At 70.8% G+C, this 26,072-nt stretch carries 28 protein-coding genes; 19 read left to right on the top strand and 9 right to left on the bottom strand.

Annotated elements, in window-relative coordinates:
- Positions 1 to 3: 3 nt before the first annotated feature.
- Positions 4 to 507, bottom strand: a complete 504-nt coding sequence (locus tag D7231_RS01365; RefSeq protein ID WP_120753025.1) for an HIT family protein — start codon at positions 505 to 507, stop codon at positions 4 to 6.
- Positions 508 to 610: 103 nt separating this feature from the next.
- Complete coding sequence (locus tag D7231_RS01360) at positions 611 to 1,063, bottom strand: winged helix-turn-helix transcriptional regulator (protein WP_120753024.1); 453 nt, start codon at positions 1,061 to 1,063, stop codon at positions 611 to 613.
- A 96-nt stretch (positions 1,064 to 1,159) separates the two neighbouring features.
- Here D7231_RS01360 and D7231_RS01355 point away from each other — a divergent pair, with 96 nt between their 5' ends.
- Positions 1,160 to 2,395 (top strand): MFS transporter, encoded by a 1,236-nt coding sequence (locus D7231_RS01355; RefSeq protein ID WP_199739282.1) that lies wholly within the window; start codon positions 1,160 to 1,162, stop codon positions 2,393 to 2,395.
- A 70-nt stretch (positions 2,396 to 2,465) separates the two neighbouring features.
- A complete protein-coding gene (locus D7231_RS01350) occupies positions 2,466 to 3,125 on the top strand; it encodes a class I SAM-dependent methyltransferase (protein ID WP_120753380.1) in 660 nt (219 codons plus the stop codon).
- A gap of 46 nt (positions 3,126 to 3,171) precedes the next feature.
- On the opposite strand, the gene D7231_RS01345 is transcribed toward D7231_RS01350, so the two are convergent.
- Complete coding sequence (locus D7231_RS01345; RefSeq protein WP_120753023.1) at positions 3,172 to 3,540, bottom strand: nuclear transport factor 2 family protein; 369 nt, start codon at positions 3,538 to 3,540, stop codon at positions 3,172 to 3,174.
- A gap of 70 nt (positions 3,541 to 3,610) precedes the next feature.
- On the opposite strand from D7231_RS01345, the gene D7231_RS01340 reads away from it, so the two are divergent.
- From D7231_RS01340 to D7231_RS38390, 3 genes are all read left to right on the top strand, one after another.
- Positions 3,611 to 4,486, top strand: coding sequence for a LysR family transcriptional regulator (locus D7231_RS01340; RefSeq protein ID WP_158673698.1), 876 nt, complete (start codon positions 3,611 to 3,613; stop codon positions 4,484 to 4,486).
- Positions 4,487 to 4,562: 76 nt separating this feature from the next.
- On the top strand, positions 4,563 to 4,763 hold the full coding sequence (locus D7231_RS38395) for a transposase (protein ID WP_422396661.1): 201 nt from the start codon (positions 4,563 to 4,565) through the stop codon (positions 4,761 to 4,763).
- 66 nt (positions 4,764 to 4,829) lie between these two features.
- Complete coding sequence (locus D7231_RS38390) at positions 4,830 to 5,033, top strand: hypothetical protein (RefSeq protein ID WP_422396659.1); 204 nt, start codon at positions 4,830 to 4,832, stop codon at positions 5,031 to 5,033.
- A gap of 185 nt (positions 5,034 to 5,218) precedes the next feature.
- Here the strand turns inward: D7231_RS38390 and D7231_RS01330 are convergent, their stop codons facing one another.
- Positions 5,219 to 5,749: a GNAT family N-acetyltransferase gene (locus D7231_RS01330; protein ID WP_120753021.1), complete on the bottom strand. Its 531-nt coding sequence runs from the start codon at positions 5,747 to 5,749 to the stop codon at positions 5,219 to 5,221.
- A 125-nt stretch (positions 5,750 to 5,874) separates the two neighbouring features.
- Entirely contained in the window at positions 5,875 to 6,108 is a 234-nt protein-coding gene (locus D7231_RS01325; protein WP_120753020.1) for a chaplin family protein, read from the bottom strand.
- A gap of 271 nt (positions 6,109 to 6,379) precedes the next feature.
- Here D7231_RS01325 and D7231_RS01320 point away from each other — a divergent pair, with 271 nt between their 5' ends.
- The 5 genes from D7231_RS01320 (at position 6,380) to D7231_RS01300 (ending at position 10,751) form a co-directional block, all read left to right on the top strand.
- Positions 6,380 to 7,369 (top strand): ornithine cyclodeaminase family protein, encoded by a 990-nt coding sequence (locus D7231_RS01320; protein ID WP_120753019.1) that lies wholly within the window; start codon positions 6,380 to 6,382, stop codon positions 7,367 to 7,369.
- Between the two features lie 214 nt (positions 7,370 to 7,583).
- On the top strand, positions 7,584 to 8,270 hold the full coding sequence (locus D7231_RS01315; protein ID WP_120753018.1) for a pyridoxamine 5'-phosphate oxidase family protein: 687 nt from the start codon (positions 7,584 to 7,586) through the stop codon (positions 8,268 to 8,270).
- Positions 8,271 to 8,582: 312 nt separating this feature from the next.
- Positions 8,583 to 8,954 carry a MarR family winged helix-turn-helix transcriptional regulator gene (locus D7231_RS01310; protein ID WP_241999501.1) on the top strand — a complete coding sequence of 124 codons (372 nt, stop codon included), beginning with the start codon at positions 8,583 to 8,585 and terminating at the stop codon, positions 8,952 to 8,954.
- Between the two features lie 56 nt (positions 8,955 to 9,010).
- On the top strand, positions 9,011 to 9,919 hold the full coding sequence (locus D7231_RS01305) for an ABC transporter ATP-binding protein (protein ID WP_120753379.1): 909 nt from the start codon (positions 9,011 to 9,013) through the stop codon (positions 9,917 to 9,919).
- Positions 9,879 to 10,751 (top strand): ABC transporter permease, encoded by an 873-nt coding sequence (locus tag D7231_RS01300; RefSeq protein WP_120753016.1) that lies wholly within the window; start codon positions 9,879 to 9,881, stop codon positions 10,749 to 10,751. The genes D7231_RS01305 and D7231_RS01300 overlap by 41 nt, the downstream gene beginning before the upstream one ends.
- Here the strand turns inward: D7231_RS01300 and D7231_RS01295 are convergent.
- Together D7231_RS01295 and D7231_RS01290 are read right to left on the bottom strand one after the other, a co-directional pair.
- Positions 10,711 to 12,237, bottom strand: coding sequence for an MFS transporter (locus D7231_RS01295; protein ID WP_120753015.1), 1,527 nt, complete (start codon positions 12,235 to 12,237; stop codon positions 10,711 to 10,713). The two genes, D7231_RS01300 and D7231_RS01295, sit on opposite strands and share 41 nt — an antisense overlap.
- 183 nt (positions 12,238 to 12,420) lie before the next feature.
- A complete protein-coding gene (locus D7231_RS01290; RefSeq protein ID WP_120753014.1) occupies positions 12,421 to 13,320 on the bottom strand; it encodes a LysR family transcriptional regulator in 900 nt (299 codons plus the stop codon).
- A gap of 187 nt (positions 13,321 to 13,507) precedes the next feature.
- Between D7231_RS01290 and D7231_RS01285 the strand changes: the two genes are divergently transcribed.
- From D7231_RS01285 to D7231_RS01255, 8 genes are all read left to right on the top strand, one after another.
- Entirely contained in the window at positions 13,508 to 14,245 is a 738-nt protein-coding gene (locus D7231_RS01285; protein WP_120753013.1) for an acetoacetate decarboxylase, read from the top strand.
- 33 nt (positions 14,246 to 14,278) lie between these two features.
- Entirely contained in the window at positions 14,279 to 15,313 is a 1,035-nt protein-coding gene (locus D7231_RS01280; protein ID WP_120753012.1) for a 3-hydroxyacyl-CoA dehydrogenase family protein, read from the top strand.
- Between the two features lie 20 nt (positions 15,314 to 15,333).
- Positions 15,334 to 16,869, top strand: a complete 1,536-nt coding sequence (locus D7231_RS01275; protein ID WP_120753011.1) for a CoA transferase — start codon at positions 15,334 to 15,336, stop codon at positions 16,867 to 16,869.
- Between the two features lie 80 nt (positions 16,870 to 16,949).
- Positions 16,950 to 17,519 (top strand): pyridoxamine 5'-phosphate oxidase family protein, encoded by a 570-nt coding sequence (locus D7231_RS01270; protein ID WP_120753010.1) that lies wholly within the window; start codon positions 16,950 to 16,952, stop codon positions 17,517 to 17,519.
- A 114-nt stretch (positions 17,520 to 17,633) separates the two neighbouring features.
- Entirely contained in the window at positions 17,634 to 17,840 is a 207-nt protein-coding gene (locus D7231_RS37280) for an SDR family oxidoreductase (protein WP_228775441.1), read from the top strand.
- 5 nt (positions 17,841 to 17,845) lie between these two features.
- Complete coding sequence (locus D7231_RS37275; protein WP_241999500.1) at positions 17,846 to 18,229, top strand: Rossmann-fold NAD(P)-binding domain-containing protein; 384 nt, start codon at positions 17,846 to 17,848, stop codon at positions 18,227 to 18,229.
- Positions 18,230 to 18,379: 150 nt separating this feature from the next.
- Positions 18,380 to 19,210 carry an ammonia-dependent NAD(+) synthetase gene (gene nadE, locus D7231_RS01260; protein WP_120753009.1) on the top strand — a complete coding sequence of 277 codons (831 nt, stop codon included), beginning with the start codon at positions 18,380 to 18,382 and terminating at the stop codon, positions 19,208 to 19,210.
- A 230-nt stretch (positions 19,211 to 19,440) separates the two neighbouring features.
- Positions 19,441 to 21,642: a TerD family protein gene (locus D7231_RS01255; RefSeq protein WP_120753008.1), complete on the top strand. Its 2,202-nt coding sequence runs from the start codon at positions 19,441 to 19,443 to the stop codon at positions 21,640 to 21,642.
- Positions 21,643 to 21,820: 178 nt separating this feature from the next.
- On the opposite strand, the gene D7231_RS01250 is transcribed toward D7231_RS01255, so the two are convergent.
- A complete protein-coding gene (locus tag D7231_RS01250) occupies positions 21,821 to 22,912 on the bottom strand; it encodes a hypothetical protein (RefSeq protein WP_120753007.1) in 1,092 nt (363 codons plus the stop codon).
- 266 nt (positions 22,913 to 23,178) lie between these two features.
- Here D7231_RS01250 and D7231_RS01245 point away from each other — a divergent pair, with 266 nt between their 5' ends.
- Positions 23,179 to 24,105, top strand: a complete 927-nt coding sequence (locus D7231_RS01245) for a CAP domain-containing protein (RefSeq protein WP_241999499.1) — start codon at positions 23,179 to 23,181, stop codon at positions 24,103 to 24,105.
- Positions 24,106 to 24,724: 619 nt separating this feature from the next.
- Here the strand turns inward: D7231_RS01245 and D7231_RS01230 are convergent.
- Positions 24,725 to 26,041, bottom strand: coding sequence for a thioredoxin domain-containing protein (locus tag D7231_RS01230; RefSeq protein ID WP_147449666.1), 1,317 nt, complete (start codon positions 26,039 to 26,041; stop codon positions 24,725 to 24,727).
- Positions 26,042 to 26,072: the final 31 nt, after the last annotated feature.

Raw genomic sequence — 26,072 nt, 5'->3', positions numbered from 1 at the left:
ACGCTAACCACCGGCGCGGGGCGGAGGCTGCGTTCGATCGGAGTTGACGAGGGAGTCCAGCTCGGCAGTGATCGCCTCCCGAAGCTGCTTGTGCTCACTGCCGAGCGCGTACCGCGGTTCATGCCAGTGGCCGCGCGGATACGCCCCCACCGGGCGGGGAATCAGGTGGGCGGGCTCCCAGTCGTAGCGCGGCCAGATGTGGGCGTGGACGAAGCGGTCGGTGTTGCCGAGGATTTCCAGGTTGACCTTGCGGAATCCGGAGTCCAGCTTTCTGCACGCCAGCTGGACGGCTTCACCGAGAACGTCCATGTCGGCCAGGAAGGCGAGACGGCGGGGCTTGGACAGGTCGGTGAAGTGCTCGACATCGGGGTCGTCGAGGAGCAGAACGCAGTATCCGGGGAGGAACTGGACGTCGCCGATGACCGCGAATGAGGTGGTGAGACGGCGTAAGACCGTGGGGTTCTCGCCTCTCAGCGCACTGCCGATCCGGTCGGTCGTGTAGGTCATGGGCGGACCATATCGGCCGAGGACCGGCCACGTCCTTCACCCGGCCGGAGCCGTTGGCCTCAAGGGGCACTTTCGAACTGGGGTGCCGGCTCTCCGGCTCGGACTACTGGGCGGAGACCTTGTGGACGGTGGTGTCGTCGGGGTTCAGCGGTCGCCCGTCCGCGGACAGTACTTCCAGCGTGCGGAGGCGGTTTCCCTGCCGACGGTCGACCAGCTCTGAGTGCGGCTCGCCGGGGGCGAAGAAGTTCTGTTCGCCCCACTGCCGCAGTGCCACGATGACGGGGAAGAGCGCCTCGCCTTTCGGGGTCAGTACGTATTCGCGGTAGGCGCTGCCGTCCGAGGCGGGGACGGATTCGAGGACGCCGCCGGCAACCAGGGTGCGCAGACGCGCGGTGAGGATGTTCTTCGCCACGCCGAGGCTGCGCTGGAACTCCCCGAAGCGCCGGCTTCCGTCGAAGGCGTCCCGCACGATCAGCAGGGACCACCAGTCGCCGATCGCGTCCACCGAGCGGGCGACGGGGCATTCGCTGTCGTCGAAGCGCGTCCTGGTCACCATGGCGTCCCTCACTCTCACAACGGTTGCAACATGCTACCAAGAAAGTTACCGTCGCCACTGGTAGCAAGATGAAACCAGATACGCGGAGGAGTGCTGATGCCCGGCAAAGGTGAAGCTCTGACACGACAGACCGAAGACGGATGCGAGAAAGGTTCCGCGTTCTTCCTGCCCCGAGGCCTCGTCTTACTGTTCGCCGTCGCCTGCGGGGCCGCAGTGGCCAACGTCTACTTCTCTCAGCCACTCCTGGTGACCATGGGCCACGACCTCGCCATGAGCCCGGCGCTCGTCGGCAGCGTGGTCACCCTCACCCATGTCGGATACGGGCTGGGGCTCTTCTTCCTCGTGCCATTGGGCGACGTGGTCGACCGCAGACGGCTCATCGTGGCCCAGTTGCTGCTCCTGGTCGTAGCGCTGGCCGTGGTGGCCGCCGCCCGCACGGCGGCGCTCCTGCTCGCAGGCATGGCCGCGACGGGGCTTCTCGCCGTCGTCACACAGACGCTGGTGGCTTTCGCGGCATCACTGGCCCGTCCGGCCGAGCGCGGACGGGTCGTCGGCCTGGTCACCAGTGGCGTCGTCATCGGAATCCTGCTCGCCCGCACCGCATCCGGCCTCATGGCCGACCTCGCGGGCTGGCGCTCCGTCTACCTCGCCTCGGCGTCGCTCACCGCTCTGCTCGCCCTGGTCCTGTACCGAGTACTCCCGCCGCGCCGCAGTGACGCTGACGCTCCGCCGGCAACCCTGCGCTACGGACAGCTCCTGCGCTCCACGATCACCCTGTTCGCGCGGGAACGGCTGCTGCGGCTCCGGGCCCTGTTCGGACTGCTGATCTTCGCCGCCTTCAGCACCCTGTGGAGCAGCGTCGCGCTGCCGCTCAGCGAGGCCCCGTACTTCCTGTCCCACAGCGCGATCGGGGCACTGGGGCTGATCGGTGTCGCCGGCGCCCTGGCCGCGACCGTGGCGGGCCGCCTGAACGACCGCGGACTCTCCCGGCGGACCACCGGCATCGCCCTGGCCCTGCTCGCCGCGTCGTGGTTGCCCTTGGCCTTCACCCGCAGCTCGCTCTGGGCCCTGTTCGCCGGGGTGATCCTTCTCGACCTCGCCGTGCAGGCGGTCCACGTCACCAACCAGACCCTGATCTACGCGCTGCGCCCGGACGCGGGCAGCCGGCTGATCGGCGGATACATGGTCTTCTACTCAATCGGCAGCGCCACCGGCGCCATCGCCGCGACCTCCCTCTACGCAGTGGCCGGCTGGGGCGCGGTATGCGCACTGGGCGCCGCATTCAGCTGCCTCGGGCTCGCACTGTGGGCGTTCACCAACTCCTCGGCGTAAGCAGGAATGCGATCGATAAGTACATGCAAACCGGGCTGCGTCAGGGCGAAGACCCGTGCAGCATGGCGGCGTGACTGATCTGCTGTGGGCTCGCATCCGTCGAGCGCTCGACCGGTTCCACGCTGCCCACCCCTGGGACCACAACGCCCACTACCACCGGTGGATCATGAGGCAGCTCCCCCGGCGGTTCGGCAGCGCCCTGGACGTCGGCTCCGGCAGCGGTGACCTGGCCAGGCTCCTGGCCTCGCGGGCCGGAAAAGTGCAGGGGATCGACGCCGATCCCGCAATCGTCGCCCGGGCGCGGGAGCTGACTGCTCCGGATGCCGCGGTCAGCTTCACCGTCGGAGACGCGCTGAGCGAGACGCCTCCCGGCCCGTATGACGTCATCACCTGTGTGGCCACCATCCACCACCTGCCGTTCAGCGATGCTCTCATCGGTTTCCGTCGCCACCTGGCGCCCGGCGGGACCTTGGTCGTCGTGGGTGTCACCCGTGCCCGAACTCTCGGTGACCACCTGCTCGGTGCTGCTGCGATCCCGTCGAATGTCGCCGTAGCCTGGTACAAGAACAAGGGCCGCGAGGCGCCACGGCCGGTCTCGATGACCGCCCCCACGCGGCCGGCGACCATGACTTTCCAGGACGTCGTGCGCGACACCCGCCGCGCATTGCCCGGCGCTCGGTTCCGCCGCCGACTCTTCTGGCGCTACACACTGGTGTGGCGCCAACCCTAGGGCGCGTATCGAGTCTTGATCAGCGTGGTGCTCGGGTTTTCCCCGCTCAGTTCTGCGCCTCGAGTCCCGCCAGCAGTGCGCGGGGGTCGAAGGTCACCCGGATTCGGGTGACCTTCCCGTCGTCCACGTGCATCCAGTTCGCCGTCGGGGTAGGTGGCGCAACGTTGGTGCACAGGTCGAACCAGGTGATCACTTCATCACCTTCCGCTACCCGCGCTTTCACGTCGATCTTCTTCAGCACCTGACCGAGCCCCTTCAGCCCGGCGAGCGCCGCCTCCGCCCCCGACGCCGTTCCCAGCGCTCCGACGAAGTCGACATTCTCGGCCAGCAACCCGCGCAAGGTATCGAAGTCGCCCGCCTCCCAGGCGGTGAAGTAGGTCTCGGCAGTCTCTCGCGCAGTCCTCGTCGTCGTCATGTCTCCATCCTCCAGCCGTCTGATCCATTCGTCTAACAGATGGATCAGATGGCACCTATCATTACTGGATATGGAGATGCACCAGCTGCGCTACTTCGCTGCGATCATGGACGAGGGGACCTTCACCGCTGCCGCCCGTCGTCTGCACGTCAGCCAGTCCGGCATCAGCACCCAAGTGGCCAAGCTGGAGTCGGAACTGGGCCAACAACTGCTTGACCGCTCCGGCCGTCAAATCCGCCTCACCCCGGCCGGCAAAGCCGTTCTCCCCCTTGCGAAGAACGCCCTTGCCACTCTTGAAGCCATCAAGCACACCGCCGCCGAGTTCGCCGATGCCGTCCGCGGCCGGGTCCGTCTCGGCATGATCATGGGCTGCTCGATCCCGGCCTTCCTCGACACCATCGCCGACCTCGGCCGCACCCACCCCGGTATCGAGGTCAGCCTTCACGAGGGTTACTCCGACGACCTCCAGGCCCAGGTCCTTGCCGGCTCTCTCGACCTCGCCTTGATCGGCTACGCGGGCAGCGTCGCCCCAGGCCTGGAGGCGGGCATCGTCATCGACGAGCCGATCACCGCAGCCGTCCCTGCCGGACACCCCCTCGACCGGCCGGACCTGCGCCTCGGCGACCTACGGGGCGAGAAGATTCTCTGCCTCTCCCCAGGCACCGGCATCCGCGCCGCCTACGAGGACTCCTGCCACAGGATCGGTCTCGGCCCACGCGTGGACATCGACGCCAGTTCTCCAGTCACCCTGCTCCGCCTCGCTGAGCGCGGTGCGGGCATCGCTGTCCTCAGCACGTCCTCCACACAAGGCACCGGTCTGCAGACCGTCCCGCTCACCGACGCCGCCACACACGCCCGGCTCGGACTTATCACCCGCCGAGGTCAGCACTACCCAGCCGCGCAGCTCCTGCGAACCAGGCTCCTCGCCGCTCTGCAAGCCGGCTAGGCATGCACGTATCGAACGGTGATCAACCTGCGGGACCCCCTCTCCCGCTGGAGCTCGATCCGGTACGCCAGACTGCGTGACGCGAGCGCAACTGACGGATGCGGAGGGGGAATTCACAGGTCCGTATCTGCCGGTCGGCCGACGCGGTCCGCACCCCGATCGGCTGCGGCAGCAAGTCAAGGGCGTGATCCGGCAGTTCAGGACCGGCGGGCAGTGGCGGGAGATGCCAACGGAGTTCGGCGCCTGGCCGACCGTCCACAACCGCTTCCGGCAGTGACACGACGCCGGCGTCTTCGAAGCCCTGCTTGAGGGCCTGATCGCGGAAGCTGCAAAGCGGGACGAGGTGGACCTGTCCCTGGCCGGCATCGACTCCACCACGGCGCGGGCCCATCACGACGCCACCGGGATGCACCTGAACGAGGACGTCCTCACCGCTTTGGAGAAGGTCGCCGCTGAGGCGGAGAAGACCAGGTCAAAGGGGGCGGCCACGACGGATAGACCGGACAGGAGGCCGAAGGTGATCCCAAGCGGGAAGAACTCCGGCTGAAGGACCGGCGAGGCATCGCCAGGCGGTACGACGAGACACCCGCGAGCTACCTCGCCGGCCACCACCTTCGCGCCTCAATGATCTGGATCAAAAACCTCACGCGGACCACCCTTTGATCACAACTAAATACGCACCCTACGTGGCCGGCGAAATGGCGTGAACGGGGCTTCTACCTGCCCGTGTCGTCAGGCGACCCGCCGGGCCAGGACCTGTCCGGGCCAGGTTCCGGACAGGAATTGGTCGGTGGGGGTGAAGCCGTTGCGCTCGTAGAACGCGACCAGTTCGCCCTCGCCGCCCGCCCAGCAATCGACCCGCATCAGCTTCGCTCCGGCCCGTCGGGTCTCCTCGGCGGCATGGCTCAGCAGCGCCGCTCCGATGCCCCGGCCGGCGTACCGTCGGTCGGAGACCAGCAGCCGGACGTACCGCTCGGGTTCCCCGGCCGGTGCGATCGGCAGCTGCGGGCTGGGGCCGGAGTCCAGCACCAAGGCGCCGACAGGAATTCCATCCGACTCCGCGATGTACGGGGCGTTCTCGGTCAGGTACCGCTCGACCCGCGCCGCCCCGCCGGGCTGCTGCGAATACGGGGTCGTGCCCCACTGCTCGGTGTTACCGCGAGCGTTCATCCAGACCACCGCGGAGTCGAGCATGTCGAGAATGGCCGGTGCGTCGGCAAGGCCGCCCGCTCTGATTCGTATGCTGTGCGTGCTGTCGTTCACGGCGGGAGCTTAAAGGACTTCGAGCTCCGGCACCGAAAAGGCCGCGCGCCCGACGGGAGTCGGAGGGCGCGCGGCCTACCACAGGTGCTGCTTCTCCTGTGGCCCTCGGCGGCTGGAACCGGGGCTTACTTGTTGATCAGGGTGTTGCCGTGGCTGAGGTTACCGACACCGACCACGGAGACCACGTTGCCTCCGATGTTCGGGGAAACGTGAGGGGTGACCTGCACGACGTTACCGGCGGCCACGCCCGGGGAGTTCTCCGCGTGGCCGGCGGCCTGGTGGGCGCTGGCGGCGGTGGCGCCGGCGCCGATGGCAGCGGCGGCGAGAGCGGTCACGGCGGCGGCGTTGCGGATGCTCATGGTTCTCTCCAAAAGATGGAAGGGGGAAGTAAGCCAGTAAGCGAAGCAAAAGCTCTGGCAAGAACGAGTCTTGCGTAGGAAAAACCGCTGGCACTACCAACCGTCTGTATGTTCATCCTCCTCCGTGATCACGGTCTCGGCATTGACCACCTACGAGTTCGGGCCATCAATCGCCTGACGAACAAAATCCGTTGAGAGATGCGTGCGATGGACATGCATGCACACCACATCAGCGCGCCACGTCGGGCGCTTAGGCAGGAGGTTGCAACGCATGCTGGCTCTCGGACGCTCGCACGTAGAGGCCCTGCTCGACATGGACGCACTGATCGACGCCTTGGCCCCGGCGATGGCGGATCTCTCCGCCGGCAGTGCCTCGGCGCCCGACCGCGTCGCCGCCGCGGTGCCCGAACAGCAGGGCCTCCTGGCGGCCATGCCGGGCTACGTGCCGTCGGTGGGTGCGCTCGCGAGCAAGCTGGTCTCCTTGTTCCCGCGCAACGCCGGGACGCCGCTGCCCACCCACCAGGCGGTCATCGTCGTCTTCGACCCGGACACCGGCGAGCCGGTGGCCTTCTTGGACGGTACGGCCATCACCGCGGCACGTACCGCCGCCTGCTCCGCGCTCTCGGCGCGTCTGCTGGCGCGCGCCGATTCGACGGTGCTGGCGCTGCTGGGGACCGGAGTTCAGGCCCGTTCGCACGCTCGCGCCATCTGCCGGGTCCGCCCGATCCGGCAGGTACGGGTAGCCGGCCGGGATCCGGCGAAGGCAGCCGCGCTGGCCGACGAGCTGTCGTCCGTACTGGATGCCCGCGTCCAGGCGGTTCCCACCTACGCCGAGGCGCTCGACGGCGCCGACATCGCCGCCGCGACGACCCACGCCCTCGAACCCGTGATCCGGCGCCCCTGGCTCACGCCCGGCGTGCACGCGATCTCGGTGGGGTACAACCCGGACGGCCGCGAGGTCGACGACGCCACGGTCGCCGAGGCCCTGGTGTGCGTCGAGTCGCGGCAGGCCGCGCTCGCGCCCTTCCCCGCCGGCAGCAACGACTTGCTGATGCCGATGCGCGACGGCGTCATCACGGCCGGGCACGTGTACGCCGAGCTCGGCGAGCTCGTCACCGGCAGCAAGCCGGGGCGCACCTCGCCGGACCAGATCACGCTGTACAAGTCGGTCGGTGTGGCGGTGCAGGACGCCGCGGCCGCGGCTCTGGTCGTCGCCGCGGCCCGCGAGCGGTCGGTCGGCGAGGAGATCGCGTTTCACTGACGCCCACCCCTCGGCCCCGCCGGGCGTACGACGCGGGCGAGGGCGGGCCCGCTGCGCCGTTGCGCCGCTGTCCCGGGTTCCCGTTCGGCGGCGCACCGCTGGCACGCGGCCCGGCGCTCTGATCCCCTGGGCAAGAGGGCGGCTCACGAACTACGGACCCGACGGCGGCGGCACGCCGCACCGGGCGGCCGGCAGAATGGCGGAGGCGGAGACGATGCACGACGACGGGCCGCGACCCGGCGGCCCCGACACGGACTCCGGTCCGCGCGAGGACACGGTGGCGACCCGCTGTGCCGTACGCCGCGAGCAGCTGGGACTGACCCGTGAGGAAGTGGCGCGCCGCGCCGGCATGTCCGTCCCCTATCTGAGCCAGCTGGAGACGTTCGGCGGCGACTTCGACCCCGCCGCCGTCATGCGCGTCGCCGCCGCCCTCGACATGCCCTACGACGAGCTCGTGGCAGGCCCGCGCGAAGCGGCGCCCGGTCAGCAGCCCGCCGGAACCAGTCCTCTGCTCGCGCACCTCGCCGAGGACGAATGCTGGCAGCGGCTCGGCACGCACGGCATCGGCAGGATCGGTCTGACCTCCGGGCCCGCGCCCGTGATCCTGCTGGTCAACTTCCTCGTGGACGGCCGCAGCATCGTCTACCGGTCCGAGGCGGACGACACCTTGGCAGCGGCCGACGGGGAGCCGCTCGCCTTCGAAGCCGACCACATCGACGAACACCTCAGCCGCGGCTGGAGCGTCCTCATCAACGGCACGGCCGAACACATCACGGATCCCGGCACTGTCGAGAGCCTCGCCGACCGCCCCGGAGCGGAACCCTGGGCCGGCGGGAAGCGCGACCTGTGGATCCGCGTCCGCCCCGGCCAGGTCACCGGGCGCACGATCCACACCCAGTGAACCTCACGCACGATCCGCATCCGGTTCCGGTTCTGGTTCCGGTCTGCGATCGTCGGGGCCGCAAAGCCCCCGCGCCGGAAGGCGCTCCCGCGCGCCCCTTGGACGCCGTTCCCGAAGCCTTACCAAGCCTTACCGATAGCTCGGACACAGAGTTAAAATGATGGTATGACCGCAGATGGTGCGGATGTTTCTAGTGTCCCGGATGTTTCCGGTGCCCCGGATGTTCTCGACGTTGCGGATGATACGGCCGACGAGCTCGCCGGCCTCCTGGCGGGAATCCACCGGCTCGCCCGGCGCAGACTGTGGCGAACCATGACGACCCCGCGGCTGCGAGGCGCCGAGGCCGAGCTGCTGCGCGTGGTCTCGGCGCGGCCCGGGATCGGGGTGTCCGGTGCCGCCAAGGAACTGTGCCTCGCCGCGAATTCGGTGAGCACCCTCGTCAACGGACTGGTTGCGGGCGGATTGCTGCGCAGGGAGAGCGACCCCCGGGACGGCCGCGCGGCGGCCCTGTTCCCCACGGACGCGTGCCGGGACCGGCTGCGCGACTGGGAAGCGCGGCGCGCGGCGCTGTTCCGCGACGGGGTGGGAGCGCTCCCTGCGCAGGACCGGGCGGCCGTGGCCGCGGCGCTTCCCGCGCTGCGCAGGCTCGCGGACACGCTGCGCGAGACCGAGGAGGTGCCATGAGCACGGAGGACGGAACCATCGGGGCCGGCGGCACGGCGGCCCCCAAGGCCGGCGACATGGCGACTGCCGCCGACGGCGTGGCGACCACCGGGGCCGATGGCGTAACGGCCGCCAGGGCCGACGGCGTGGCGGCCGTCCGCTGCACCGGCCTTACGTACTCCTTCGGCAGAACAAAAGCGGTCGACGGCGTCGACCTGCGCGTCGAGCCGGGCGAAGTCTTCGGCCTGCTCGGGCCGAACGGCGCGGGCAAGACGACGACGCTGCGATCGATCACCACCCTGCTGCCCGTGCCCCCGGGCGTGATCGAGATCTTCGGACGCGACGCGGCCCGGCGGAAGATGATGGTGCGACGGCTGCTGGGTTACGTACCGCAGCAACTGTCCGCCGACGGCGGCCTGACGGGCCGGGAGAACGTCGACCTCTTCGCCCGGGTCTTCGACGTCTCGCACCGCGAACGACGCGAACGGGTGGGGCAGGCGCTGGAGGCGGTGGGGCTCGCCGGTGCGGCCGACCGGCTGGCGGCCACGTACTCGGGCGGCATGGTGCGCCTGCTCGAACTGGCCCAGGCCCTCGTCAGCGCGCCGAGGCTGCTGGTGCTGGACGAGCCGACCATCGGCCTGGACCCCATCGCGCGCGGCAACGTATGGGACCGCATCACGGAGATCCGGTCCGCCACGGGCATGACGGTGCTGGTCACGACGCATTCCATGGAGGAAGCCGACCAGCGCTGCGACCGCCTGGCGCTGCTGCACCGGGGGAAGGTCCGGGCGCTGGGCACCCCCGGTGAACTGAAGAGCGGGCTCATGGCCCACCGCCGGGAGACCGGCGACGGCGAGACCGCGCTGCCGTCCCTGGAGGACGTGTTCCGGCACGTCGCGGGCGGCGAACTGGCCGGATCCGAAGACGAGCGAGGGGAGTTCGGCGATGTCCGCCGTACCCGCCGCACCGCGTCCCGCGTCGGCTGAACGCGACAGCGACAGCCTCACCGAGCAGCGGTACGGACTGCTGCTCCACCCACCACGCGCCCACAACGCCTTGCGGGTCGTCCCGGCACGCGTCGTGGCCATGTGCGTGGTCGAACTGCGCAAGCTGCGCCACGACCGGGCCGAGCTGTACACCCGTGCCGTCCAGCCCGCGCTGTGGCTGCTGATCTTCGGGCAGACGTTCAGCCGGATCAAGGCCATTCCCACGGGGAACGTCCCGTACGTGGACTTCCTGGCCCCGGGGATCATCGCTCAGTCCGCGATGTTCATCGCCATCTTCTACGGCATCATGATCATTTGGGAGCGGGACTCCGGGGTCCTCACCAAACTGCTGGTCACCCCCACGCCCAGGGCCGCCCTGGTGACCGGAAAGGCGTTCGCCGCCGGCGTCAAGGCCGTGATCCAGGGTGCGGTCGTCGTGGTGATCGCGGCCCTCTTGGGCGTCGCCCTGACCTGGAATCCGCTGCGCCTGCTGGCCGCGGCGGTGATCGTGGTGCTCGGCTCGGCGTTCTTCTCGTGCCTGTCGATGACGATCGCCGGGATCGTACTGACCCGTGACCGGCTGATGGGCATCGGCCAGGCCATCACCATGCCGCTGTTCTTCGCCTCCAACGCCCTCTACCCGGTCGCCGTCATGCCGGGCTGGCTCCAGGTGATCAGCAAGGGGAACCCGCTCAGCTACGAGGTGGATGCCCTGCGCGGGCTGCTCATCGGCACCCCCGCGCACCTGGCCACCGACTTCGGCGTGCTGGTACTGGCGGCGCTGGCGGGCATCACCGCGGCGGCAGCCCTGCTCGGTCGTCTGGCCCGCTGACGCGGGCATCCGGCCGGGCAGGTCGACCAACGGCGCGGGGCCAGGTACAGGTCCGGGCCCGGGGCAGACGGATGCGCGTCGGCGCCGCGGCGGCCCGGCGCGGACGGATACGCGGCAAACGGATACGCGGCCATACGGCGGCGGCACGGTGCCTGCCGGTGGCCGTGGCGCTCGTACCGGCGCGGGCCCCCGCCGCCCGCCCGGCGCGGGCCTCCTCCGCCCGCTCCCCGCGGGTGATCCGCGGCGAGAGCAGACCGACCGCCGCGGTGATCAGCACCACCACAGAGCCGGCCACGAGGAACGCGCCCCGGGGAGAGGCGTCGACGAGCGGCGGGAGAAGGAGTATCGCGGCCACGCCGCCCGTACGGGTAGCGGTGTGTTCGACGGCCATCAGCCGTAGGCGTTCCGCCGGGGCGTACGTCCCCAGGCGCGCTCGTATCGTGACGGTCCCCAGGGGCGCGGCCAGCCCCGACAGCAGGTACAACAGCGCGAACGCCGGTACGGAGCCTGCCGCCGCCACGCAGACGGTCGCCAGACCGTCGACCGTCCAGGCCGCGCAGCAGACGGCGAGCCAGGCGCGCGGCCGCAGGGCGCCGGCGACCGGGTTGCCGATGAGCGCGCCGATCCCGGAGACGGCGGTGATCAGTCCGTAGGCTCCGGCGCCGGAGCCGCCACCGGAGCCGGCGTCGTGTCCGTCGGCGAGCAGCGCGGGCAGCCCGATCGTCCCCGCCGCGGCGCAGAACGGCAGGAGACCGTGCACACCGATCGCCATGCCGATGCCGGGGCGCTCCCTCACCAGCGCCCTGACGCGCACGGGCGGCCGGTCGCCGGCGGAGGCGTCCGCGGAGGGCAGCGGGGGCGGAAGTGGGAGTGAGGACGGAAGCGGGGGCGGGGGCGGGGGCACGGGCAGGCGCCGGGACGTGCCGCCCAGCGCCGCAGCGGAGACGGCGAACGCGGCGCCCACACACGCGAAGAGCTCGATCCTGGAGAACACCAGCAGCAGCGCGCCAGCGCAGGCGTGGCCGGCGATGCGGGCGACACGGTAGGTGAGGTCGAACAGCCCGGTGACGGACTGGACTTGCCCGGACCGCCCCAGGCCGGGCACCAGTGCGTCGAAGTTCGGGTCGAAGAGCGCTCCGAGCACGCCGAGGAGGAAAACGCTGACCAGTACGACGACCGTGCCCGGGACGTCGGGCGACCAGACGAACGGCAGGGCCACGGCAACGCCCGCGCGCAGGGCGTCGACCGCGGACAGTGCTCCGTAGGATGCGAAGCGGGCGACGACGCGCCGGCCCACGGTGCCGAAGACGACGTAGGGCAGCGATTCGAGGAGGGCCACGAGCCCGGTGAGCGAGGCCGACCCGGTGCTCGCCCATACGCTCCACATCACCGCCATCGCGTACAGGCGGTCCCCCAGCGCGGACAGGCTGCGTGCCAGCCACAGGACCACGACGGGGCGCTGCCGCAAGAGCCGCGCATACTCCATGCGTCCTCCCGCCCGCCTGCCCGGTCGTGACCCTCATAACCCCGATGGCATCACGGCGCCGTCGGCACGGTGGTCGGTCACGGTGGTCACCGTATGAGGCGACGGAGGAAGAAGACCGTCATTTTCTGACAGACCACTTGTTTACGGAGAAGTCGGCACATGTGATGGATCGGTACATGTGATTCACGGGCGGCCGGCATGCCGGGTGATGAGGTCCAGGAGGCGGTGCACGGCCGCGTCCGCGTCGGTGCGGCGCACGGCGGCGACGGTCGTCCGCAGGTACGGCGACGATCCTCGGAACGGTACGAAGGCGATGCCGGGGACGGGGAAGCCGCGCAGGTCCTCCGGCATGAGGCTGACGCACAGGCCGGCGGCCACGTAGCCGAGCAGGCCGGTGAGGTCGTCGGCGTCGGCGCGGCAGCGCGGCGTGAACCCCGCCTCCCGGCAGGCGAGCCGGGCCTGGAGGGCGAGGCCGGGCAGGGCCGTTCCGTTGAGGAGCACGAAGTCGTCGTCGCGGAGGTCCTCCAGCGCGATGGAGTCCGATCCGGCCAGCCGGTGCCCATCCGGCAGAGCGGCGACGATGCGCTCGGAAGCGAAGTCGTGGACGGCCAGGTCGTCCGATACAGGCGAGGGGTCGCGGATGAACGCGAGGTCCAGGGCTCCCGAGCGCAGCATCTCGACGAGCGTGGCGGTCGAGTCCTGGTGCAGGTGGATGCGCAGGCCGGGAAGCTCCTCGGCGGCGGCGCGCAGCAGCCGGGGCAGGTGGCGGTGGCTGAGGATGCTCACGTACCCCACGCGCACGTCGCCCTCCAGGCCCTGCGCGACGCGCCGCACGCGCTCGACGACCGCTGTCTGGGCGTCCAGCAGCCGCCGAGCCTCCACGGCGAACGCCGCACCCGCGGGGGTGAGGCGCAGGTCCCCGGGCCTGCGGTCCAGAAGGGTCGCGCCCAGGCCGCGCTCCAGCCGCTGGATCGCCTGGCTCAGCGGGGGCTGGCTCATCGAGAGGCGCTCCGCCGCGCGGCCGAAGTGCTTCTCCTCGGCGAGGGTCAGGAACTGCTCCAGCAGGCGTTTCGTGAACTCCATATGGCTAATGATATCGAGTCGGCCTGGATCATATATTGGACAGACATCGCCTCCGTGGAGTGCAGTAGATCCCAGCGCTGAGCGGACGGATCGGATCGGATCCGGTCCGATCCGATCGATCCGATCCCGTCCGGTCCGCTCCCCGCCCTGACAGGCACAGGCACAGGCGTCTCCAAGGAAGCCACTCATGCACATGCACGACGTCGCCCAGTTGTTCACCACCCCGCTGGACGCACCCGCTTTCGCTCCCACCCGGTACCGGTTCACCGACCGCGAGTACCTGAACATCACCTACCGCACCGACCCCGAAGCCCTGCGACGGGTCGTCCCCGAGCCGCTGACCGTTCCCGAGCCGCTGGTGCGGTTCGAGATCATGCGGATGCCCGACGTGACGGGGCTGGGCGACTACACGGAGGCGGGCCAGGTCGTCCCCGTCGAGTACGAGGGCGAACACGGCGAGTACAACCTGGCGATGTACCTCGACAGCGTGCCGGCGATCTCCAGCGGGCGGGAGCTCAGCGCCTACCCCAAGAAGGCCGGCTCCCCCAAGCTCTACGTCGACTCCGACACCCTGGTCGGCACCCTGGACTACGGCTCGCTGCGGGTGGCCACCGCGACGATGGGCTACAAGCACCACCCGATGGACCTGGAGGAGGCGCGCGCGGAGATCTGCGTGCCCACGTACATGGTCAAGGCGGTGCCCGGCTACGACGGCCGGCCGCGCATCTGCGAACTGGTGCGCACTCAGATCACCGACATCACCGTCAAGAGCGCCTTCCGCGGCCCGGCCCGCCTGGAACTCTTCGCCCACGCGCTGGCACCGCTCGCGGACCTTCCCGTACGGGAGGTGGTCGCCGCGAGCCACATCCTCACCGACCTCACCCTGAGCCCGGCCGCGGTCGTCCACGACTACCTCGCCCACTGAGAGGACGGCGCACACATCATGGATGCACACAACATGGATACACACGACGAGAAAACTGCACGCGTCGCGGACGTGCCCACCGCACACCGGCGCGCAGCCGTCATCGGCGGTGGCGTGATCGGCATCTCCTGGGCCGGGCTGTTCCTCGCGCGCGGCATGGACGTCGTCATCAGCGACCCGCGCCCCGGCGTACGGGACCAGGTCCTGGCCGGACTGGACGAGATCGCGCCCGCCCTGGCGGAACTCGGGCTGCCCACCGAGAACCTCACCGCCCGCCTCCGCTTCGAGGCCGACCTGGCCACCGCCGTCGCGGACGCCGACGTCGTGCAGGAGAACGGCCCCGAGCGCCTGCCCGTGAAGCAGCAGATCTGGCAGGCCGTCGAACAAGCCGCCCCCGCCCACGCGCTGCTGGCCACCTCGACCTCCGGCATCCCCGCCACCGCGATCGCCGAGGCGATGCGGCAGCCGGAGCGGCTGGTCGTCGGCCACCCGTTCAACCCGCCGCATCTCGTACCGCTGGTGGAAATCGTCCCCGGCGAGCGGACCTCGGCGCAGACCCTCGAACAGGCCCACGCCTTCTACACGGCGCTCGGCAAGAAGCCGCAGATCCTGCGCAAGGAGGTCCCCGGCTTCGTCGCCAACCGCCTCCAGTCCGCGCTCTTCCGCGAATGCGTGCACCTGGTGGCCGAAGGCGTGGTGACGGAGGCCGAACTCGACGAGATCGTCACCGGCTCCATCGGGCTGCGCTGGGCGGCCGCCGGTCCCTTCCGCACCTTCCACCTCGGCGGCGGGCCCGAAGGCCTGCCGCACTTCATCCAGCACCTGGGCCACGCCATGGAGGCGTCCTGGCCGGGCCTCGGCGCCCCCTCCTTCGACGAGCCCACCGTCGCCCTGCTCACCGAACAGGCGGAACAGGCCTTCGGGGACGTGCCCGTAAGCGAGCTGGCCGCCCGTCGCGACCGTGCGCAGATCGCCTTGATGCGCGCCCTCGCCGAGACCTCCGGCACGTCCTCCAACACGTCTTCCAGCACGTCCTCCCGTACGCACACCCAGGCGACCCAGGCGTGAGCCGCCGGAAAGGCAGCCCGATGCACACCGTTCAGACCGTACCGACGGTTCAGACCGAACACACCGAGCTCACTCACAAGATCAAAGCCGCGCTCGACAAGCCGGTCACCGGCGGGACCGGCGACGACTTCGACATCCACACCGCGCTCGACGACGTCCTCGGTGGCGTCGGCCTGAGCGAGCAGGACGCCGGGGGCACCGTCTCCTTCACCGGCGCCGACCCCGTCGTCCCCTCCGCCCTGCGGCTGGCCGCCGCCCCCGCCCTCGGCCTGACGGCCAAATCCGTCGCCCTGGCCAAGCTGTGGCAGCACCGCGGCGGCCCCGGCCAGGACATCTCCATGGACCTGCGCAAGGCCCCCCACCGGCTGTGCCCCTTCTACGACGGCAAGTGGGAGAAGCTCAACGGCTACCCCGTCACCGCCCCCGACGACCCCTTCGCCCTCTCCTTCTACCGCGCGGGCGACGGCCGCTGGGTGATGCCGCTCAACGTCTACCCGGCGCTCAAGTCCCGCACCCTCAAACTGCTGGGCGCCCCCGACGACGCCCTGGCCGTCGCCAACGCCATAGCCCGCTGGGACGGCGCGGACCTGGAGCGGGCCGGCGCCGACGCCGGTGTCGTCATGCCGATGCTGCGCGGCACGCGTGAGTTCCTCGGCACCCGGCAGTACCGCGACGTGCTGGCCGGCATGCCCCTGATCGAGATCGAGAAGATCGGCGACAGCGACCCCGAGCCGCTGCCGCCCGGCGCCACCCAGCCGCTGGACGGCGTACGCGCCCTGGGACTGGGCCACGTCATCGCCGGCGCCGCCATCGGCCGCACCATGGCGCAGCACGGTGCGGACGCGCTCAACATCTGGCGCCCCGGCCAGTTCGAGAACGACATCCTCTACTACACCGCCCAGGTCGGCGTCCGTTCCGCCACCCTCGACCACGCCCGCGACCCGCAAGCCGCCGCGACCCTGCGCGAACTGCTCCGCGGCGCAGACGTCTTCTACGCCAACCACCGCGCCGGCTACCTGGAGCGCATGGGCCTCAGCCCGCAGGAAGCGGCCGCGATACGGCCCGGCATCATCCACGCCACCGTCAGTCTCCACGGGCAGCACGGCCCATGGGCGGGCCGCGTCGGCTTCGACCAGACCGCCGGCTGCGTCAGCGGGATGATGAACCTCGAAGGCACCGACGACAACCCGGCGCTGCCCCCGATCAAGGTCGTCAACGACTATCTGGTGCCCTGGCTGGCCACCACCGGCATCATCGCCGCCCTGATGCGGCGCGCCACCGAGGGCGGCAGCTACCGCGTGCACGTCTCCCTGACGCGGGTCGCCCTGTGGATCCTCAGCCTCGGCATCCTCGACAAGGACTACGCCCGCGAGCTCGCCGGCACCGGCGAGCGCCACGCCTACCTCGACCCGGACACCTTCACCGCCGACACCCCGTGCGGCCGCTACCAGGGCGTCACCGACCAGGTCGTCATGTCCGAGACCCCGGGTGCCTTCCGTACGATCCTGATGCCGCGCGGCGCGGGCCGCCCGGAGTGGTGGACGGCTCCGCGCTGACGGGTCCGGCCGGCAGGCGGAGTCCGCGCTTCAGAGGGAGCATGTGAAGCCCGGGTGTCGAGTGTCACGAGGAGTCCGCCATGCCCGCCCACGCTCAGACGCAGGAACCGCAGACCGACCTGGATACGCGATACAGCTCCCCGGACGCCACCGCCATGCCCTGGGCCGAGGCCGTCCCCCGCCTGGAGAAGGCCGAGATCTTCTGGCTGTCGACGGTCCGGCCGGACGGCCGCCCCCACGTCACGCCGCTGATGTCGGTCTGGATGGACGGAGCGCTCCACTTCGCCACCGGTGCGCGGGAGCGCAAGGGGCTCAACCTCGGCACCAACCCCCACGTCGTCCTCACGACCGGCGCCAACGCGTACGGCGAGGGCTGCGACCTGGTGGTCGAGGGCGAGGCGGTCCGGGTCACCGACGAGAAGCGGCTGGTCGAGCTGGCGGCGGCGTGGGAGGCGAAGTACGGGCCGAGCTGGCATTTCGAAGTGCGGGACGGGGCCTTCAGCACCGCTACGACGACGGCGGCCCCGCCGCCGACCGAGGAGACCGCGGACGCGGGCCTTGCGCTGGTCTTCGCGGTGTCGCCCCGTACCGCCTTCGGATTCAGCAGGGACGAGGGCTTCGGCCAGACGCGCTGGCGCTTCACTCACTGAACTTCGTAGCGGGGGGCGACTGCGGCCACACAGATCCCTAGAGTGCCTGGAACGACAGAGAAGCGTTCGAAAAGAAGTGCTCGAAAGGCTTGAGGGCTCGAAAGGGAGGGCTCGATGAGCATCGTGGTCACCACCCCGACCGGCCATGTGGGATCGCGCGTGGTGCGGCTGCTGCTCCAGGCCGGCGTCCGTCCTCGCGTTCTGGTCCGCGACCCGGCCCGCCTGGGCGAGGCGACCCGCGAGCGGGTCGAGGTGCGCCGGGGCGACCTGACGGACGCCGGATTCGTGCGCGACGCGGTGGCGGGGGCGCGGTCCGTCTGACCACCGTGTTCGACCCCGACCACCCGATGCCGTGGGCCGACCCGCGCGACATCGGCGACGTGGTCGCCGCCCGGCTGCTGAGCGAGGCGTGGCGGGGCCGGGTGGTACAGGCCGTCCACGGGCCGGAAGACCTCACCTTCCACCAGGTCGCGCAGATCCTCACCGAGGCGCTCGGGCGCCCCGTCCGGCTCAACCCCGTCAGCGACGACGCGGTACGGGACACGCTGCGTGCGGCCGGGCTGCCTCCCTCGGCGGTGGAGGGCCTCGTCGGGATGGCCGCCGGATCGCGCGGCCTCGTACCCGAGCAGCCGCGCGACCTGCTCACGACCACCCCCACCTCGCTCAGCGGGTGGGCCCATGCCCGGCTGCGGCCGCTGCTGGAAGGGTGACGAGCGCCTCCACAGCAGCCTCTGCCCCGGCCCCTGCCCCGGCCCCTGCCCCGGCCTCTGCCCGGGGTGGGCTCCCTCCGGTGCCCTCCCGCCGGCACGCTCTGGCTAGGGTGGGCGGCAGCACATCGTGAACCGGAACAAGGAGCAGACGTGAGCGAGCCGGCGTCCACCGCCCTACAGCAGGAGATAGCCCGGGAACTCGAGGTCGCCGAGACCTTCGAGGCTGAGCGGGAAATCGAGCGCCGGGTGGCCTTCCTCACCGAGCGGCTGACCTCCACCGGTCTGCGGTCCCTCGTGCTGGGCATCAGCGGCGGCGTCGACTCCACCACGGCCGGCCGGCTGTGCCAGCTCGCCGTGGAGCGTGCGCGGGCCGCCGGGCACGAGGCGCGGTTCTACGCCATGCGGCTGCCCTACGGCGTCCAGGCCGACGAGCACGACGCCCAGCTCGCGCTCTCCTTCATCCGGGCCGACCACGTGCTGACCGTGGACATCAAGCCCGCGAGCGACGCCGCGCTCGACGCGTCCCGGGCCGCCGGGGTGAGCTTCCGCGACGATCACCACCAGGACTTCGTGCACGGCAACATCAAGGCCCGGCAGCGCATGATCGCCCAGTACGCGGTGGCCGGCGCGCACGACGGCCTGGTCGTCGGCACCGACCATGCCGCCGAGGCGGTCTCCGGCTTCTTCACCAAGTTCGGCGACGGCGCCGCCGACCTGGTCCCGCTGACCGGCCTGACCAAGCGCCGGGTGCGCGCCGTAGCGGACGCCCTGGGCGCACCCGCCGAGCTGGTGTGGAAGACCCCGACGGCCGACCTGGAGACCCTCGACCCGGGCAAGGCCGACGAGGACGCGCTCGGAGTCACCTACGACGACATCGACGACTTCCTGGAGGGCAAGCCGGTGGACGAGCGAGCCTTCGAAACGATCGCCCGCCGCTACCACCTCACCGCCCACAAGCGCCAGCTCCCTCTCGCTCCCTAGTAGTGGTTCGCCGCCGCGTTCGTTGCTGTCCGGGCTTCGGCGTACGGCCAGGCCTGCCGCAGGCCGTGTCGACGGTCCCGCGCTGAGCGGCCCTCCGCGTCTATGCGGCAGGGCTGCCGGCCCGGCGCGAACGCGGGGCTGAAGCGCGGAGCGGTCTGCCCGGCGGTTGGTGTGCGTTGTGTTCGAAAACCCTGGTGCGGCGGTTCGGGTGGGTCTGGGATCATGCGCGGATGGTCGACCGTCTTGAACCCCTGGTCATCCGGCATGCCCGCCGGCTTCCCCTGCCCTCCGGGCCTGCCGGGCAGGGTGGTGTTGTGGCGCGGCAGTTCGACGGCGCGCTGTTGTCCGTGGGCTTCAAGCTCTCGGCGGAGTTGCTGGAGCGGCTGTCGGGGCTGAGTGAGGAGACGGTCCGTCAGGTTGCCGCACGGACACTGGACACCGTCCGTGAGATGGTCGGCGACCACGTCCGGCACAACGCCTACTTCGTCGACTTCCCGGCCAACGTGCCGGACACGTTCGACTTCTGGACACGGTGCATCGCCGGGGCGCTCGCCGACGACGCGTCGCACGACCGTACGCTCGCCCAGCTCAGCACCGGCGTGGTCGACCTGCTCACCCTCCCGTCGTACGGCACGTACCAGCACACGTACGCCGAGGTGCTCGCCGCTCACGACGAGCTGATCGCCGCGGCGGGCGACCGCATGACGGTCCTGCACCTGGGTGGTGCCCTGGAGGACGAGGTCACCGCCCTGTATCTGGCCCTGGCGGGCAGCACCACTCCGCTGGGTGAGGAGGGGCTGCGCGACCTCCGGCTGCTCGCCGGGCACTGCGCCGACGGCCCTCAGCCCGAGGCGATCCCGGTCCGGGAGAATCGCGCCGTCGTTAACCTCGCCCGCCTCGACTCCGGCGCGGACCTCCTGGTGGACACCGTCACCGACGTGCTCCGCCTGGCCTGTGCGCTGTCGGACGGCGACGTGACGCTCGCCGAGCCGACCCGGCTCCGCTCGCTGTCCCGGCCGGTGCGCCGCGCCCTGATCGGCGCCCTCGACACGGTCGTCGCGCAGGCTCCCGCCAAGCTCGCCGACGTCACCGCGCACCGGGAGATGTTCAAGCGCCTCGGCGAGCGCCTCCACCCGCACGAGTACCCGCGCCGGCCGCACGCCGCGGACGTGTTCGCCGTGGCCCGGGGCGAGAAGCGGGCCCGGACGTTCGACAGCCGCGTCGAGGAGCTGCTCGGCGCGAACGACGTCACCGGCGCGGCACGGCTGCTGACGGCCGCCCCGGGCAAGCTGTTCCGGTCCCTGGACCGCCTGCTGCGCGCGTGCCGCACCCAGGAGGAGCGCGACGCCGTCGTGACCGCCGCCGAACAGGTCGCCCCGCAGGTGGCCGGCCGGGTCCTGCTGTCGGTGCGCGAGCACTTCCACAACCGCGCGGAGGAGGTGGAAGAGCTGGAGGGGCCGGAGGAGGCCGACGAGCGGCGGCGCGTCTTCGTCAACCGCCTCGGCCGGGCCTGGGTCACCACCGACACCCGCCCGCCCGTGCTGCCGCCCGAGCGCAAGCGCCTGATCGCCGCCCTGGACGCGGAGACGCGCCACCGCCTCCCGGCGCCCGGGCACCTGCTGATCGACCCCGACGTCCTCGACGTCGCGCTCCCGCTCAGCGGCAAGGCGACGGCCGCCGGCCTGGGCGTGCTGCCCCGGGGCTCCCTCTCCCCCGTCGACGGCGAACTGCTGCGGTTCTTCGTCTACTGGAAGCAGACCAGCATCAGCACCGACTACGACCTGTCGGCGCTGATGCTGGACGCCTCGTACGCAACCGTCTCCTGGCTCTCCTACACCTCCCTCACCGAGGTGGAGGGCGAGCACTCCGGCGACATCGTCGACGCGCCCGACGGCGCCTCGGAGTTCATCAACCTGCGCCTGGGGGCCGTGCGCGGCGCGTTCATCGTCCCGCAGGTCAACATCTTCTCGGGTGAGGGCTTCGAGGACGTCGAGGAATCGTTCTTCGGCTTCATGCTGCGCGAGGCCGAACAGCGAGGCCGCCCCTTCGAGGCACGCACCGTGCGCATGAAGTCGGAGCTGCGCGGCCCGGGCAGGGTCGCACTGCCGCTGGCGTTCCTCCGCGGGAGCGACGGCCGCTGGCGCGCCAAGTGGCTGCACCTGTACCTCAAGGGCAACCCGAGCCACAACCAGATCGAGGGCAACCGCGTGTCGGTCGCCACGCTGCTGCGCGGCATCGTCGAGCGCGACTTCCTCACGGTCCGGTACCTCACCGGCCTGATGGCCGACCACGCCACGGCCACCACCCTGTGGGACGGCAAGACCGTCCCGGACGAACCCGTCACGTACATCGGCCTGGAACGCCCGGACGGGCTGCACCCTGACTCCCGGATCATCACCCCGGAAAACCTGCGCGACCTGATCCCGGGCTGACTGCTAGCCTTGGTCCCGGCGAGGCCATGAGGGGACTTCCTTCTCAAACCTCATTGAATCTAGTCCTTTCGCTTTCCTCGCCCTTGGCGTCATGCCGGGGTGCCGCACGGCACCCCGGCTTCGTCATTTACGGGTTCTCCCGATCTACCGGTTCACCCGATCTACGGGTTCTCCTGGCCTACGGGTTCTCCTGCAAGGTCAGGCCGTAGTAGTCGACGTGGTAGTTCCCCACCTGCTGCGCGTGGTCGCTCAGGCTGAGGTCCGTCGGGGACTCGACACCCAGGTCGCGCAGGGTGTCCACCATCATCCGGGCCAGCCGGCGGCCGTCCACCTCACCGATGCCGAAGTCTCCTGAGTGGTAGGGGGCTTCGAGCCAGTGGTCCAGGGCGGCCGGGCGCGTGGTGTGCGGTATCCAGCCGAAGGAGCTCGGGTCGGCGACGCCCTCGCCGGTCCGCGCCGGGTCGTAGACGATCTCCAGTCGCTCACCGCAGACGAGGTGGAAGACGATGGGCCCGTACGTGCCGGGCACGAGCGCGTGGAAGCCCAGGTCGAGCTCGATGCCGAGGGCGTGGGTCTCGGCCGGGAGGGTGTGGAGGAAGTCGCCGAGGGCGTGGGCGAAGACGTCCCAGTCGTCGGTGCGCCAGCGGCCCGGGAATCCCAGGCCCGCGTTGGCGGGGTCGCGGCGCGTGCCGAAGAATCCGCCGACGGCGTAGTGTTCGCCGTGTCCCTGCCGCCAGAACCAGTTCTCCACCGGGTCGGTCGGCTGGAGCAGCAGTTCGGGACCGTGCTCGCCGGCGTGCAGCTCCAGCGTGTTCTCCTGCCCGCGCCAGCGGAGGAACGGGCTGCCCCACAGCGGGGCGGAGTCGTAGAAGGGCCCGGGGTCGCCGTACACACCCATGACGGGGGCGGGGCCGAACTCTCGCGTCAGCGTTTCGGCGACCGCGCGGAAGGCCTCGGCCTTCCCCCTGGCACCGTCCTCCGGCAGCGCGACGGGCACGTACAGCCCCACGTACTCCTCGCCGCCGTGCACATAGTCCTTCTCGAAGCGGTCCGTCGGGCGGAGCCGCGGCGTCCACCGGGAGGACGCTTCCGACTCCGGGCCCGTGACCAGCCGCGGTCCGGCGGCACCGTCCTCCCACTGCCAGCCGAGGCCCTCCACCAGCGCCCGCAGCGCCGTCCCGCTCCAGCCACCGGTCTCCGCCGTCCTCAGCCGCCGCGCCAGCTCCACCACGCGCGCCTCGTCCCAGGCTTCTGTCAGCGCCCCCGTCATGCCGAACTCCTTGTTCCGTACGTTCCGTGTTCCGTCACGTGCTCGTGTTCCGTCACGTGCTCGTGTTCCGTCACGTGCTCGTGCCCGTGCGACAGACCTTGTCATACGGCACTGACAACGGCTCATCCGCGGGCGGTCGAGCGGGCGGCGACAGCTCATCACCTCACAACTCACAACGTCCGCGAATTTTTGTTATCCGGTGCCGGGCCCGGCGTCTCCTGAGTGTTGGACCAGTACTCAGTGACCCCACACCGGAAGTGATCCACGTGAATCGTGAACCCCAGACTCCGTCGTTCGACCCGGCATCCGACGGCGACCGCCGCCCGCGCCGGCACCGCGGCCGGCGCCCCCGGCGGGCGATGGTCATCGGCGGGACGGTGGGTCTGATAGCCGTCGTGGGCGGCGGGTACGGCGTGGCCCAGTCGCTGTCGGGCGGCGGGGAGACCCGTACGAGCACTCCTACGGCTTCCGAGCCGACCGCGGACCGGACCACCGAGGCGTCGAAGGACGGCCTCTCCGTGGCGGCGGCCAATTCACCGGCTCCCGGCACGCGCAGCGCGTCCCCGAGCGCCGGCGCCTCGAAGGCCCCGGACAAGGACCGGGGTGGCAAGGAGAAGAAGGACCGGGCCGAGTCCACGACCGAGGCCGGAGGCAAGCCGGACAGCCAGGCGGCCGCCACGAACCAGGACGCGCCCTCAACGAGCCGCGGCAACGGCGGCGGCAGCAATGGCAACGGCAACGGCTCCAGCAGCCATCGCAAGCCCCCGGCCGGTGGCAATGGCGGCGGCAGCCAGGCCGGCGGTGCGAACAGCGCGTACGTGCAGCAGGTAGTCGACATGGTCAACGCGGAGCGCGCGAAGGCCGGCTGCTCACCACTCACCGTCAACGCGAAGCTCCAGGCCGCCGCTCAGGGCCACTCCGACGACATGGCCGCCCGGGACTACTACGCCCACACCAGCCCGGAAGGAAAGAGCCCCGGCGACCGGATGACCGCCGCCGGGTACCGCTGGAGCACGTACGGCGAGAACATCTTCAAGAGCCCCAAGGACGCCCGTACGGCCATGGACGGCTGGATGAAGAGCCCCGGCCACCGCGCCAACATCCTCAACTGCTCCTTCAAGGAGATCGGCGTGGGCATCAACTTCAAGTCGAACGGCCCCTGGTGGACGCAGAACTTCGGCGCGTCCTCCTGACCTGCCCTGACGTGACCTGCCCGTAGGACCCACCCCGTAAGGGAAGGAAGACCGAAGCCGAGGCCCTGCGCCCCTGCGCCTGGTCTGGGCTTCGGTCTTCCACCTCTCCAGGCGACTGCCGCGCGGCACGATGACGGCGGTTCCGGCCGTCAGCCCGATCTCTTCCTCCTCGTCTCCCGGCCCCTCGGGACGGAGGTAGAGGCGTATCCCGCCGGTGAGACAGGAAACGACCTCGTCCACGTCAAGGTGAACTCCGCGACGGCCTACTCGGCCACGGCGCGGCGCAGGACTGCGGCGAGGCGGCCAGGGCCCGGGCGCTACGGCTTCTGGGGTTCGCAGCCGACCTGCCGCCAACCCGTCGTGCACTACGACGATCTGAGGGGCGTTGGCACTGCTCGCGCAGGTGCCCCAGGACGCAGCGCGGGACAACGCCGACGTGGCCGCGATCGCCCTCACCGCATGGCGGCTGCTGGACGGCTGAGGAGGGGGCACGTCCTGCCGCCACCAAGCTACGCATGGCCGACACCTTGGCGCACGCCGCCGAAGTCGCCGAGGAGTTCCCGAGGCTGCGCGAACGTATGGGCACCCGGCACCTCTTGGCCGGCGCTGATCCCGCCGATCAGGCGACGGCCGGTGGGGCGGTGAGGAAGGTCAGGGATTCCTCTCGGGTGCCCAAGTGGACGGGTAGAGCGGCGAGCAAGGCGTACGTCGTGCGGAGCTGTTGTGGGGATACGGGGCGGGTGAGCCAGTTGACGATCGCGGCGAGCGCCCTTCCCCGCGCGTGCGCGGCGGGTCGCGGGTGATCCGGGGGCTGTGTCAGCACCCCTGTGACGGGCGTGCGCTGCGGGATTCCGGCCGGTGACGGGTGGACGAGGACGGGCGTGCCGTCCAGGTCCGCCTCCAGGAGTGCGAACGGGTCGGGACACGGTCGCCAGCCGGACCTCGCCAGCAGGGTGGAGCGTTCGACGAAGTACGAGAGCCAGCTCCGCGGGAAGAGCACGGCCCGTCTCTCGTCGTGGACGAGTGCCCCGCACAGCAACTGCGACTGGTGGGCTTCCGGCGGGCCGAAGCCTGCGACGGTCCGCCTCAGCAGGGACAGGGCCTCTTCCGCGTTACGGGAACGGGCTACGAGTTCACCGCCACGGAAGATCAGCCATACGTTACGTGGGCGCTCCACCCGCAGGGTGACGGGCACGTAGCCGGTGCCACGGGAACGGGCCTGGGCGAGTTCCTCGGCCGCCAGGCCGGCCACCCTTACGGGCTCCGGACCTCGGGCGGCGATCCCGAGCGTCCTTCCCCGGACGTGCGCCGTCACCAGTGCGTCGACAGGGCCGGCGCTCAACGTGACCGAGCAGGACGTCGGCACTTCGCAGACCGTACGCCCGGGGTCGCCCCCACCGAGCTCGACCAGAGCCGCGGTTACGGCGTCGAAGCCGCGCATGGTCCGGGGGCTGCCGCCGGGAGTGAGCAGGACCGCCGAGGGTGTGCCGAGCGTCGCCACGTCCGCACAGGCCTCTGCCAGTTCTGTTAGCCGGTCAGGGTCCAGCCGGGCGCCCCACACCGTAGGACTGCCGTCGCCAGGACTGCTGTCGCCCAGCAGGAGCGCCGAAGCGTCCAGGCGCGCGAGGGCCTCACGATTGGCTTCGAGGTCGGCCCGCAGGTGCCGGCAGTATCCGCAGCCGGGGGACGACATGATGACCAGTACCGGACGGTCGACGGCCAGGCGGGCACGGCTCTTCTGCGCAGTTGCTGTGGCGGCCGCGGGGGCGGCCGGCTGCGGGCCGGTGTCCTGGAGGAGGCCGGCCGAGCGCCACGCCTCCAGACACCGTACGTACGCCGCTTCGTGCTCAACCGGCACCACCGCCCCACGCGCCGCCCAGTTCATCGCCGCCGGGGGAACGTAGGCGGCGACGGGCGCGCGGCAGTTCAGCAGCACTCCGTCGCTGCCGGTTTCGAGCAGGACGGTG

This window comes from Streptomyces klenkii, from assembly GCF_003626645.1.
GTDB lineage: Bacteria > Actinomycetota > Actinomycetes > Streptomycetales > Streptomycetaceae > Streptomyces > Streptomyces klenkii.
This window is presented reverse-complemented; position numbering and strand designations above follow the sequence as displayed.